Origin of the sequence: Mycobacterium malmoense, from assembly GCF_019645855.1 — a bacterium.
GTDB classification, from domain to species: Bacteria; Actinomycetota; Actinomycetes; order Mycobacteriales; family Mycobacteriaceae; genus Mycobacterium; species Mycobacterium malmoense.
Genome location: NZ_CP080999.1, coordinates 178,317 through 190,970, shown reverse-complemented (window position 1 = coordinate 190,970; position 12,654 = coordinate 178,317). Strand labels below are relative to the sequence as shown.

The window sequence follows — 12,654 nt, the reverse complement described above, 5'->3', positions numbered from 1 at the left end:
CGCGCCATGCCCGAGGCGGCCGGGCTGAACAACGTCGAGCTGGACATCGCCGGGATGACCTGCGCGTCGTGCGCGATGCGCATCGAAAAGAAACTGAACAAGCTCGACGGGGTCAACGCGACGGTCAACTACGCAACCGAAAAGGCCAGCCTCACCGTCCCCATCGGGTATGACACCCGGGCGTTGATCGCAGAAGTCGAGAAGGCCGGCTACACCGCGGCCCCCTCCCACCACGACGACGAACCCGCCGCAAGGCCGGCGTCCGACGACCCCGAGCTGACATCGCTGCGCACCCGCGTGGTTGCCGCGGCCGTGCTCGCCGTCCCGGTCATCGCGATGGCGATGATCCCTGCCCTGCAGTTCCGCTACTGGCAATGGGCATCGCTGGTCCTGGCCGCACCGGTCATCGTGTGGGCGGCCCATCCCTTCCATGCGGCCGCGTGGGCCAACCTCAAACATGGTGTGGCCACCATGGACACCCTGGTCTCGGTCGGGACGCTGTCGGCGTTCGTGTGGTCGCTGTACGCCCTGTTCTTTGGGACGGCCGGGCGACCGGGGATGCGCCACGGCTTCGAGCTGACCGTCACCCGCGGCGACGGAGCGGGCAACATCTACCTCGAAGTGGCCGCGGGCGTGACCCTGTTCGTCCTGGCCGGCCGGTACTTCGAGAAGCGCTCCAAGCGGCGTGCGGGCGCCGCGCTGCGCGCCCTGCTGGAGCTGGGCGCCAAGGACGTCGCGGTGTTGCGCCCCGGCGTCCCCGGCACCGAGACCCGCATCCCCGTAGACCAACTGGTGGTGGGCGACGAGTTCGTGGTGCGGCCCGGAGAAAAGATCGCCACCGACGGGATCGTTGTCTCGGGCTCCTCGGCCGTCGACGCCTCGATGCTCACCGGCGAGTCCGTCCCTATCGAGGTCGGCGCGGGCGACGCCGTCACCGGTGCCACCGTGAACGCCGGCGGGCGCCTGGTCGTGCGCGCCAGCCGGGTCGGCGACGACACCCAGTTGGCACAGATGGCCAAGCTCGTCGAAGCGGCCCAATCGGGCAAGGCCGAGGTGCAGCGGCTCGCGGACCGGATCTCCGGCGTGTTCGTCCCCGTCGTCATCGCCATCGCCGCGGCCACCCTCGCCGTGTGGCTCGGCGCCGGGTTCCCGATCACCGCGGCGCTGACGGCCGCGGTCGCGGTGCTGATCATCGCCTGCCCGTGCGCGCTCGGGCTGGCGACTCCGACGGCGCTGCTGGTCGGCACCGGCCGCGCGGCCCAGCTCGGCGTGCTCATCAGAGGACCCGAAACGCTGGAGTCCACCCGCAAGGTCGACACGATCGTGCTGGACAAGACCGGCACGGTGACCACCGGCACCATGGCCGTCGTCGACGTGATCACCGGCCCGCACGCCGACCGCGAAACGCTGCTGCGCTACGCCGGGGCGTTGGAGGACGCCTCCGAGCATCCCGTCGCACGGGCGATCGCCAAGGGAGCAAAGGCGGAACTCGGCACCCTGCCCGCGCCCCGGGACTTTGCCAATGTCGAGGGCAAAGGCGTGCGAGGCATTGTCGACGGCCACGCCGTCGTCGTCGGGCGCGAGAGCCTGCTGGCCGACTGGACCCAGCACCTCGACGCCGAATTGTCGGCGGCCAAGGCCCGCGCCGAGGGCGACGGCAAAACCGCCGTCGTCGCCGGCTGGGACGGCCGCGCCCGCGGGATCCTGGTCGTCGCCGATACCGTCAAACCCACCAGCGCCGAAGCCGTCCGGCAGTTCAAGCGGTTGGGGCTGGCGCCGGTGCTGCTGACCGGCGACAACGCGACCGTCGCGAGGCGCATCGCCGACGAGGTCGGCATCGCGCAGGTTATCGCCGGGGTGATGCCCGCCGACAAGGTCGCCGCGGTCAAGCGTTTGCAGTCCGAGGGCAAGGTCGTCGCCATGGTCGGCGACGGCATCAACGACGCCGCGGCCCTGGCCACCGCCGATCTGGGGCTCGCCATGGGCACCGGCACCGACGCGGCGATCGAAGCCGCCGACCTGACCCTGGTACGCGGGGATCTTCGCGCCGCGGTGGACGCGATCCGGCTCTCCCGGCAGACATTGCGCACTATCGAGACAAACCTGTTGTGGGCCTTCGGCTACAACGTCGCCGCGATCCCGTTGGCGGCGTTCGGCCTGCTCAACCCGATGCTGGCGGGCGCCGCGATGGCGCTCTCCAGTGTCTTCGTCGTCGGCAACAGCCTGCGGCTGCGCTCCTTCGCAAGCACGACCCGCGAGGACGGTGTGGGATAGTGGGTCTGGCCTGCCGCTTCCAGAGCCACTATCGGTGGGCTGTTCCTCGCAGAGCGATCGGATAGCGAAGGTCACGACCGTTGCCCCACTCCGTCGAACAGCTGTCGTTGCTGCATGGCTGGTTGCCGCCGGCGGTGCAAGCGCTCGCGCTGCTCGTGGCCGTCAGCGCGATCGGATGGCGCAGGCGGCGTTGGCGCGGCTGGGCGCTACCGGTGGCCCTGGGCTTCGCGGCGGTGGTGACGGCACTGGCCTACTGGTACATCACGTCGATAGGTGTGGCCGGGGACCCGGCACCGGTGCCGCTGTGGCTATGGATCGCGATGAGTGGACTCGCGGTCGCGGTGCTGTTGCTCGGATGGCCGGGTGCCCGCTGGTGGCGACGGGGCCTGGCGTTTTTTTCGGTACCCCTGTGCGTGTTGTGCGCCGCATTGGCCTTGAACGGCTGGGTTGGCTATTTCCCCACCGTGCTGGCCGCATGGAATCAGCTGACGTCGCAGCCGTTGCCCGATCAAATCGATCGGCTGCGGGTCACCGCAATGCAGCTCGAGGGGACCAGGCCGACCAAGGGCGTGGTGGTGCCCGTGACAATCGGCGCCGACGCGTCGCACTTTCCCCACCGCCAGGAGCTGGTGTATCTGCCTCCGGCGTGGTTCAGCAGCAATCCGCCGCCCCGGCTGCCGGCGGTCATGATGGTCAGTTCGGCGTTTAATACGCCTGCCGACTGGCTGCGACCCGGCGGCGCTTTCAGCACCATCGACGACTTCGCCGCCCGTCATCACGGTTTCGCCCCGGCGCTGGTGTTCGTCGATGCCACCGGCACGTTCGACAACGACACCGAATGCGTCAACGGGAGCCGCGGCAACGCCGCCGATCACCTGACGAAAGATGTGGTGCCGTTCGTCGTCTCGAATTTCGGCGTCAGCGCCGACCGGGCCAACTGGGGCGTCGCCGGATGGTCGATGGGCGGGACGTGCGCCGTCGACTTGGCCGTCATGCATCCGGACATGTTCAGCGCATTCGTGGACATCGCCGGCGATCGCAGCCCCAACACGGGCAGCAAGGAGCAATCCATCGCTCGGCTGTTCGGCGGTAACACGACCGCCTGGGCCGCTTTTGACCCGGTCACCGTCATGAATCGGCATGGTCACTACACGGGGGTATCGGGTTGGTTCGACGTCCCCGCGTCGTCCGGTCCGCGCAACTTCGCCGAGGAAGCCAACCCCACCCTCAGCGCTCCCAGCACCGATCCCGCCGCCAACCCGGAAGGCCAGGACGCGGCCGCCAATTCGCTGTGCGCCGTCGCCACCGCCCACGGGATCACCTGCGCGGTGGTTACCCAACCGGGCAGGCACGACTGGCCCTTCGCCGCCCAGGCGTTCGCCGCGTCGCTGCCGTGGCTGGCCGCGGCGCTGGGAACCCCCGGCGCCCAGCCCGTCCAGTTACCACAGCGCGGCGGCGGGGCGCCTCACTGATGGGATTTTGTCCCGGCGAGCGCCAAAGCCGACGATCATCCGGGTGGGCCGCCGTATACAGGATCGTTGCCATTTCGAAGCCGAATTCACAGCTGACCCTCCCGTAACGAATCGGACATAATCCCAGCGCCGGTGGTACCGTTCGCTGCTGTGGCGGCGGAGTTTGGCAACACGCGAACCGGGTCGCGTGCGCCGACGGCGCGCCGCAAACGGCCCGCGAAAGGTCGCGTCGGATTCACCGTCTCCCCCTTTGCGGGTACGTCCGGTCGGGGTCGTGCCGCGTCGGAGTTCAACCGGCGCCGTTTCCTCGGGGCGCTGGCCGCGGCCACCGTTGCCGGCGTGGGTGCGGCCCGCCTCGTCGTTGACCCGCAACCCCGGACATTCGCGCAGGCCCCTGGGGCTGGCGTGGCAACCGCCGGTCCAACCGCGCCGTCGGCCCTGTTACCGCCACCACCGCCGAGCGCTCGCATCCCGCTGCCCGGTGGCGGCGCACTGGTCAAGATTCCCGGCCAAGGCGATTTGCTGGCATTGACCGTCGATGACGGCGTCAACAGCGAAGTGGTGCGGGCCTACACGCAATTCGCCAAGGACACCGGCGTGCGGCTGACATTTTTCGTCAACGGGATTTATAAGTCCTGGACCGAAAACGCGGCGATACTTCGACCGTTGGTGGATTCCGGCCAGATCCAGCTGGGCAACCACACCTGGTCGCACCCGGATTTGACCACCCTGCCGAAAGACGAGGTCGCTCAACAGATCACCCGCAACGACGAATTCCTGAAGAGGACCTACGGCATCGGCGCCAAACCGTACTGGCGGCCGCCGTACGCGAAACGCAACGCCGACGTCGATGCTGTCGCTGCCGACCTCGGCTACACCGTCCCGACCTTGTGGTCGGGTTCGTTGTCGGATTCCACGCTGATCACCGAGGACTACATCGTGAAGATGGCCGACCAATACTTCACCCCGCAGTCCATCGTTATCGGACACCTCAATCACCTGCCCGTCACCCACGTCTACCCGCAACTCGTCGACATCATCCGGTCCCGAGACCTACGTACGGTCACGCTCAACGACGTTTTCCTCAAAACCCCGTAGCGGTGCCGAGATTCGGCGTGGCTGGCCGCTACGTGTTCGATTCGCTGTAAAGCAACATCTGTAGGGTGTCGCGCAGTTCGCCCAATCGCCGCCGCCCTAGGACCTGTTCCCACCGCTTCTCTAAATCGAGTGCATTGGAACGCATTACGCGCAGCGCCTGCCGACCACGCGGTGTCAGCTCGATAGTTCGGGCGCGGGCGTCGACGACGTCGGCTTCATCACCGCCATGGTCGGGGCCATCGAGCAGGAGATCCCGATCGATCGATGGGATGCCAGACCGATACCTTCGCCGCGATCGCTCCCGTCGCGGGCACATTGCTGACCGACTGCTCCCAGGCGCACCCGACATCGGTTTTGCAAATCCACGGCACGGCCGACGACAGGGTCCCCTATAACGGCGGACCCGGAAAAGCGTTCGCAATCAACGGGTCTCCACGAGTCGACGGCCCCTCGGTGGAGTCGGTCAACGCCACCTGGCGTGCCATCGACGCATGCGGTCCACCGACCGCGGCCACCGCAGGCGACGTGACGACCCAAACGGCCGGATGCGCCGACGGGCGCACCGTGGAGTTGATCTCGGTGGCCGGTGCGGGCCATCAATGGCCCGGCGGCGAGCCCGGCCCGCTCGCGGGGAGTCCCGCTCCGTCGACGGCGCTTGACGCGACCGACACCATCTGGCGATTCTTCGCCCTGAGCCGCCGCTAAGGCACGCTGCATCTCCCTTCCGTTGACGAGCGCTCCATTGTTACGTTCCGTAATGCTTCGGTTGGGGATGTTGTCGTCGTGTAGGGAGGCACCATGCGCTGGCGGGGTGTTCATCACGTCGAATTTGCCGTTTTGAATTACGACGACTCCATAGCTTTCTACGATGCGATGTTCGGTTGGCTCGGCTATAGGAGTTTCTGGACACTCGACATCGAATATCGATCGACCTACTACATGGCTCGTTTTCCGGCTCCGCACAGCTACATCGGCATTCAGCCCGCACGGACAGGGAGCAAGCTTCATCATGCCGAGCAGGCGGTCGGAATCAACCACATTGCGCTCTGGGCGAAAAGCCGGCGAGAAGTCGACCGCTTCCATCGTGAGTTCCTGACCGCACGAGGAATCCACGTCACCGACCAGCCGAAAGAGTACCCGCACTACGCGCCCGGCTATTACGCCGTTTTCTTTGACGACCCAATCAATGGCATCCACTGGGAGCTGGCCCGCCTACCCATAGCGGCGTCTCCTCGTGAGCTGTGGAGATCGCGTCGAGCCCTTACCGACATTGCGGCGGCGCGCGTGGACTTGCCGCACTCGCTGCGCCTGCTTGCTCGCCAGGCCATACGAACGCTGCCGTCCCGGTAACCCGATTAACAAGCCGAACGATCCGGCACCGCAGTGGATTTCGCACACTGGCCTTAACGTTCGTTCAGCATCGCGTCGATGAGCCGGTGCAGCACCTCCCCGGTCTCCCGGCGGGCGCGTTTGGGATCGTCGGCCATGGCGATGGCCATGGCGGCCTCGTCGAGCGCGCCGATCAGCACGTGGGCCAGCGGTCGCACCGGTTGATCGGCCAGCTGCCCCGCCCGGATGGCGTCGGTGAGCAGCTGCTCGGTCATGCCCAGGCTGTACCGCTGGGCGACATCGCGGAAGGCGGCCCAGCCGAGCACGCTGGGCGCGTCGAGAAGGATCAGCTGACGCACCTCCGGATCGCCGGAGGCCTCGAGCCAGGCATCGACCGCGGCCCGGATCGCGTCCGCGGGCGTCCTCGCTCCCGACTCGGCCACGAAGGTGGCCATCCGGGCCATCACATCCTGCTCCACGGTCTCGACGACTTCGCCGAAAAGCGCTGCCTTGTCAGCGAATTGGTGATACATCGCCCCCCGGGTCACGCCCGCGGCGGTGGCGATCTCCGGCGTCCCCACCTCCGCGTAGCCCCGCGCGCCCCAGAGCTTGCGGGCAGCCGAGATCAGCGCATCGCGGGTCGCCGCGGAGCGCTCCTCCTGGGTCCGTCTCTTGATTTCCATACAACCTGTTGGTAACTTACGAACAGACAGCCTGTTTGTAAATGCATCTCGGAGTAGGAGCCATCTATGTCGACGATCGACATTAGTGCCGGAACCATCCATTACGAAGCAACCGGACCCGAGGACGGCAGGCCCGTCGTGTTCGTGCACGGGTACATGATGGGCGGCCAACTGTGGCGCCAGGTCAGCGAACGACTCGCCGACTTGGGGCTGCGGTGCATCGCCCCCACCTGGCCGCTGGGCGCGCATCCGCAGCCGTTGCGTCCCGGCGCCGACCGAACCATCACCGGCGTCGCCGGCATCGTCGCCGAGGTGCTCGCCGCCCTCCATCTCGAGGACGTGGTGCTGGTCGGCAACGACACCGGCGGGATCGTCACACAACTCGTCGCGGTGCACCATCCCGAGCGGCTCGGGGCGCTTGTGCTCACGAGTTGCGATGCCTTCGAACACTTTCCGCCGCCGATCCTCAAGCCGGTGATCCTGGCAGCCAAGTCAAAGACGCTGTTCCGGACGGCGATCCAGGCCATGCGGGCACCGGCGGCGCGCAAGCGCGCGTTCGACGGACTGGCCCATCGCAACATCGACGACCTCACGACGGTCTGGGTGCGCCCGGCGCTTTCCGACCCCGCGGTCGCCGAAGACCTGCGCCAGTTCACCCTGTCGCTGCGCACCGAGGTCACCACCGGCGCCGCCGCCCGCCTGCCCGAGTTCACCAAACCCACGCTCATCGCCTGGTCGGCTGACGACGTGTTCTTCGAACTCGGAGACGGCGAGCGACTGGCCGCGACCATCCCGAACGCCCGCCTCGAGATAATCGAGAAGGCGCGGACGTTCTCGATGGTGGACCGGCCGGACCGGCTCGCCGACCTGGTGTCGACGATTGCGGTGCCCGCTTAGCGGCCCCCGCGTTGCCGGCAAAGTCACCGGTATCGGTGCGGCCGCCATCGTCGCCGATCAGGCCGCATAAGGCCGTGATCGTTAAAATTCACGTTCGGTGTTCACCTCGCAGCAAAACTGTGTAAAGTCTATGAGTACGTGCTATAAGCGATGAAGCTCGCTGAACGCATCGTTGTCCGGCCGATCCGGCCGGACAGATGGCGCTAATGGCTTCTACCCCGTGGGTCGCCAATGCGGGCGATCCTTTCCGACAGGGTAGGAGCTGGTCATGGACAGTGCCGTCGTGAATCTGGCTGCGGTCGCAGCCGCTCCATTGTGTTGGGCGATGCCGACACCGGCCGAGGCGATCGCATCGCGAAAGCTGAGCGTCGCCCGGTCATCTGGTCATCTGACGACGTGGCGGCGCAAATCCAGCGCGACAAGGGCTCGCGCATCATTCACAGCGGCAGCCGATCGGCTGAATCGCAGCTTCGTCGACACCCGTAATGCGAAATGCCTTCCGGCACTGACAACTTCCGTCGCCATACCAGTGACAGGAGAGACCCATGCTGTATGAATTCTGGCATAACTTCACCCACAACCTGTTCAAGCCCCTCCTGCTGTTCTTCTACTTCGGGTTCCTGATGCCGATCCTGAAGGTGCGCTTCGAGTTTCCGCACGTGATCTACCAGGGCCTGACCATGTACCTGCTGCTGGCCATCGGCTGGCGCGGGGGCGAGGAGCTCGCCGCGATCAAGCCGGCGAACGTTGGCGGCATCGCCGGCTTCATGGTCGTTGGCTTCCTGTTGAACTTCGTAATCGGTGCTCTCGCCTATTTCATGCTGAGCTGGCTGAGTACCATCCGGCGGATCGACCGGGCAATGGTCGCCGGTTATTACGGGTCGGATTCGGCGGGGACTTTTGCCACCTGCGTGGCAATTCTTGCCAGCATGGGGATCGCGTTCAACCCCTACATGCCGGTCATGTTGGCCGTCATGGAGATTCCCGGTTGCCTGGTGGCGCTGTACCTGGTCGCGCGACTGCGCAATCGGGGGATGGATGCGGCGGGGAATATGCCGGATGAACCCGGCTACACCCCACGGGGGACGGTTCGGACCGGACCCGGCACCGCCACGCGGCCCGTCTACGGCCAGAGCCTGGAGTCGGAGCACGAGCTGACGATCCCGGTGAAAAGGCCTCCGTATCCCGAGTGGAAGCTTCCAAATCAGGCTCACGCGAACCGGCGCGTCCCCAAGGTCGCGCCGCTGAAAGATGTCTTACTCAACCCTGGGCTCTGTCTCCTCCTCGGCGCCATCGTCGTTGGCTTCATTAGTGGGCTGCAGGGCCAAGAGGTGATTCATGACCAGGACACCTTTTTCGTCTCGGCCTTCCAGGGTGCTCTTTGCCTTTTCCTGCTTGAGATGGGCATGACGGCCTCGCGCAAGTTGAAGGACCTGCGGTCAGCGGGCTTCGGTTTCATCTTCTTCGGTCTGTTGGCGCCTAATGTCTTTGCGGCGCTGGGGATCTTCGTCGCCCACGGCTACGCCTTCCTGACGAACACCGAGTTCAAGTCGGGAACATACGTGCTGTTCGCGGTGCTATGTGGCGCCGCGTCCTACATCGCCGTCCCGGCCGTCCAGCGGCTGGCAATCCCCGAGGCCAGCCCGACCTTGCCGCTGGCGGCATCACTGGGTTTGACCTTCTCGTACAACGTCACCATAGGGATCCCGCTCTATGTCGAGATGGCCCATCTCGCCAGTTGGTGGGGCCTGTAGAGCACGTGGCCCGCAACTGCGGGCGGTGTCAGGGCGGTCGCTGTCGCCGTATAGCGTTGCCGCCATGCCAGATGCGACGACATCACCGCTGCACGGCCGGCGGATCCTGGTCACCGGCGGAGCCACCGGCATCGGTGCGGCCGCCATCGGCGTGCTCGCCGCGGCGGGGGCCGAGGTCGCCGCCACCTACCACCGGACCCCGCCGCCGGAAGATCTGGTGGCCACCTGGCTGCAGTGCGATGTGCGTTCCGCCGAGGCCGTCTCGGCGACGGTGCGGCAGGCGGCCGAGGGGCTCGGTGGACTCGACGTGTTGGTGAACGCCGCGGGGCTGTGGCAGCCCGGAATCCCCGGATACATCGGCGTTGACGAAATTTCGTTCCTGTTGGACACCAACGTGAAGGCGACCATCCTCACCAATCAGGCCGCGCACGCCGTGATGAAAGGTGCCGGCGGCCGGATCATCAACTTCGGATCGTCCGAAGCCGTTATGGGCAGCCCGATCTCGGCCGTCTATGCCGCGACGAAGGGTGCGGTGCAGGCGTGGACGCGATCGGCGGCCCGCGCCTGGGCCGCCGACAATGTCACCGTCAACGCCTTGGCGCCGGCGGTGCAGACGCCGGGCGCCGACCGGTTACGGGATTTCCTCGGCCCGCAGGCCGGTGCCCTCATCGACCAGCAGATGAAGATGATGATTCCGCTCGGTGGGGCGCTGGGAGATCCGGTGCGCGATGTCGGGCCGGTACTGGTCTTTCTGGCCGGCCCGGGTTCGGGCTTCATTACCGGGCAACTGCTGGCGGTCGACGGCGGCCTGACCATGGTGGGCGGGTAAGGGCGGGAAAAGGGCGTCGCGGCGCCGCCGCTACCATAAGACGGACCGTCTCGTCTCGTAAGCGAAGGTGGATCCGATGACTGACGACACGATTCAGGCGCTCCTGCAGAAGCGCCTGTCCGACCCGACGGTCGCCGTGAAACACGGTAGCCTGCAATGGACTTGGATCCAGTACCTGGCGGAGTCAACGGCTCGGGCCGCGGCCCTGATCGCCGCCGCCGATCCACGCCGACCGGTGCACATCGGCGCCCTGCTGGGCAACACGCCCGAGATGCTGACCCAGATGGCGGCGGCCGGGCTCGGCGGCTACGTGCTGTGCGGCCTGAACACCACACGGCGCGGCGAAGCGCTGGCCGCCGACATCCGGCGGGCCGACTGTCAGTTCATCGTGACCGACGCCGAGCATCGGCCGCTGCTGGATGGTTTGGATCTCGAGGGCACGCAGATTCTCGACACCTCGACGCCGCGGTGGGCGGAATTCGTCGGCGGCGCCGGCGAGCTGGTCCCCCATCGGCAAGTGACCGCGATGGACGCGTTCATGATGATCTTCACCTCCGGGACGAGCGGAAATCCCAAGGCGGTGCCGGTATCCCACCTGATGGCCACCATCGCCGGTCTCAGCCTGACCGGGCGCTTCGGCCTCACCGAAGGGGACACCTGCTACGTGTCCATGCCGCTGTTTCACTCCAATGCGGTCGTCGCGGGATGGGCACCCGCGGTGGCCTCCGGCGCCGCGATCGTGCCGGCGAGGTTCTCGGCGAGCAACTTCCTCGATGACGTCCGCCGCTACGGCGCCACCTACATGAATTACGTCGGCAAGCCCCTTGCCTACATCCTCGCCACCCCCGAACGCGACGACGACGCGGACAATCCGCTGCGAGTGGCGTTCGGTAATGAGGCCAACGACAAGGATATCGAGGAGTTTGCGCGCCGCTTCGGCGTTCGGGTCGAGGACGGATTCGGCTCAACCGAAAACGCCGTCATCGTGATACGCGAACCCGGCACGCCGAAGGGCTCGATCGGCAGAGGGGTCGACGGGGTCGCGGTATACGACAGCGAGACCGTGACCGAGTGCGCCGTCGCGCGCTTCGACGCCCACGGCGCGTTGGCCAATGCCGACGAAGCCGTGGGTGAGTTGGTCAACTCGGCGGGATCGGGCTTTTTCACCGGCTACTACAACGATCCCGAAGCCAACGCCGAACGCATGCGCCACGGCATGTACTGGTCCGGAGACCTCGCCTACCGCGATGCCGAGGGTTGGATCTACCTCGCCGGCCGCACCGCCGACTGGATGCGGGTCGACGGCGAGAACCTGGCCGCGGCACCGATCGAACGAATTCTGTTGCGCCACAGCGCTATCAACCGCGTCGCCGTCTACGCCGTCCCGGACGGACGCGTCGGCGACCAGGTGATGGCCGCCGTCGTCCGCAATACGGGCGCGACCCTCGATCCCGATTCCTTCGAGGCGTTCCTTGACACTCAGCCCGATCTGTCGCCCAAGGCCCGCCCGCGATACGTGCGCATCGCCGCCGACCTGCCGAGCACCGCCACTCACAAGGTGCTCAAGCGGCGTCTGATCGCCGAAGGAACGGCCGTGGGCGAGGGCGAAATTCTTTGGGAGCGCGAACCGCACGGCACCGCCTACCGGCGCGCGGCGCCCACGCCTAATCCGGATTCCTATGCACCCGACGGCGGATCTGCCCCTTCGCCCGTCGCACCCGTTTGACGGGATCTCGGCCTGTGCCGCTGGCGATCTCGTCGCGCAGCTGGGAAATGTTGGAGATCTCCGCGTACAGACCGCGGATCGCGTAGTCGAGCACCGCGAACGAGAGACGCTGGTCCGGGTCGTCGATGATGCCGAGGTCACGGGAACGCTGCCGCGACCACAGCGCCTCGTCCAGCCGGGCGCGGGTCGCCTCGAGATGCCGGTCGAGCGTATCGATCACGCGTTCCGGGTCCTCGCCGCGGGAAAGCCAGGTTTTGAGGATGACGGGGTGTTTGATGACGACCCGATCCTGACCCGGAAAGTGCTGGACCCATCGGCGCAGTGCGTCGAGCCCGGAATCCGTTGTCTCGTACAGCGTGATGGCTCGCTTGCCGGATTGGGCGCCGATCTCGCTGACCATGCCCCGCGCCAGCAACCGGTTCAGTTCGCGGCGCACGTGACTGACCGATGGCGACCAATAGAAGTGGCCGACCGACAGCTCGGCGCGCATCTTGATCTCACCGGCGGTGAGCTGTTCGTCGTTGGCCGCCAGCACGCCCAGCACGAGGTAGGCGGTTACCGGCAGTCCGTTGCTGGTGCGTGCGGGGCTCAC

General features: G+C 66.7%; 10 protein-coding genes and 1 pseudogene. 9 read left to right on the top strand and 2 right to left on the bottom strand.

Going from position 1 to position 12,654, the window contains the following annotated elements; translation table 11 throughout:
* Positions 1–6: 6 nt before the first annotated feature.
* From K3U93_RS00905 to K3U93_RS00885, 5 genes and pseudogenes are all read left to right on the top strand, one after another.
* Positions 7–2,274 carry a heavy metal translocating P-type ATPase gene (locus K3U93_RS00905; RefSeq protein ID WP_083009141.1) on the top strand — a complete coding sequence of 756 codons (2,268 nt, stop codon included), beginning with the start codon at positions 7–9 and terminating at the stop codon, positions 2,272–2,274.
* An 80-nt stretch (positions 2,275–2,354) separates the two neighbouring features.
* Positions 2,355–3,746 carry an alpha/beta hydrolase-fold protein gene (locus K3U93_RS00900; RefSeq protein ID WP_176219865.1) on the top strand — a complete coding sequence of 464 codons (1,392 nt, stop codon included), beginning with the start codon at positions 2,355–2,357 and terminating at the stop codon, positions 3,744–3,746.
* A gap of 150 nt (positions 3,747–3,896) precedes the next feature.
* Positions 3,897–4,844 carry a polysaccharide deacetylase family protein gene (locus K3U93_RS00895; RefSeq protein ID WP_083008931.1) on the top strand — a complete coding sequence of 316 codons (948 nt, stop codon included), beginning with the start codon at positions 3,897–3,899 and terminating at the stop codon, positions 4,842–4,844.
* A gap of 172 nt (positions 4,845–5,016) precedes the next feature.
* Positions 5,017–5,549 (top strand): annotated as a pseudogene (locus K3U93_RS00890) (CE1 family esterase); the annotation flags it as partial.
* 93 nt (positions 5,550–5,642) lie between these two features.
* Positions 5,643–6,194: a VOC family protein gene (locus tag K3U93_RS00885; protein ID WP_071512807.1), complete on the top strand. Its 552-nt coding sequence runs from the start codon at positions 5,643–5,645 to the stop codon at positions 6,192–6,194.
* A 53-nt stretch (positions 6,195–6,247) separates the two neighbouring features.
* On the opposite strand, the gene K3U93_RS00880 is transcribed toward K3U93_RS00885, so the two are convergent.
* Positions 6,248–6,856 carry a TetR/AcrR family transcriptional regulator gene (locus K3U93_RS00880; RefSeq protein ID WP_083008928.1) on the bottom strand — a complete coding sequence of 203 codons (609 nt, stop codon included), beginning with the start codon at positions 6,854–6,856 and terminating at the stop codon, positions 6,248–6,250.
* 66 nt (positions 6,857–6,922) lie between these two features.
* Here K3U93_RS00880 and K3U93_RS00875 point away from each other — a divergent pair, with 66 nt between their 5' ends.
* The 4 genes from K3U93_RS00875 to fadD1 all read left to right on the top strand — a co-directional run bounded on the left by K3U93_RS00875 (position 6,923) and on the right by fadD1 (position 12,062).
* On the top strand, positions 6,923–7,753 hold the full coding sequence (locus tag K3U93_RS00875) for an alpha/beta fold hydrolase (RefSeq protein WP_083008925.1): 831 nt from the start codon (positions 6,923–6,925) through the stop codon (positions 7,751–7,753).
* A 545-nt stretch (positions 7,754–8,298) separates the two neighbouring features.
* A complete protein-coding gene (locus tag K3U93_RS00870) occupies positions 8,299–9,507 on the top strand; it encodes a sodium-dependent bicarbonate transport family permease (protein WP_083008922.1) in 1,209 nt (402 codons plus the stop codon).
* A 64-nt stretch (positions 9,508–9,571) separates the two neighbouring features.
* Positions 9,572–10,336 (top strand): SDR family NAD(P)-dependent oxidoreductase, encoded by a 765-nt coding sequence (locus K3U93_RS00865; RefSeq protein ID WP_083008920.1) that lies wholly within the window; start codon positions 9,572–9,574, stop codon positions 10,334–10,336.
* A 76-nt stretch (positions 10,337–10,412) separates the two neighbouring features.
* Positions 10,413–12,062 (top strand): fatty-acid--CoA ligase FadD1, encoded by a 1,650-nt coding sequence (gene fadD1 / locus K3U93_RS00860; RefSeq protein WP_083009136.1) that lies wholly within the window; start codon positions 10,413–10,415, stop codon positions 12,060–12,062.
* Here the strand turns inward: fadD1 and K3U93_RS00855 are convergent.
* Positions 12,001–12,654 carry a PadR family transcriptional regulator gene (locus K3U93_RS00855; RefSeq protein ID WP_071512691.1) on the bottom strand — a complete coding sequence of 218 codons (654 nt, stop codon included), beginning with the start codon at positions 12,652–12,654 and terminating at the stop codon, positions 12,001–12,003. The two genes, fadD1 and K3U93_RS00855, sit on opposite strands and share 62 nt — an antisense overlap.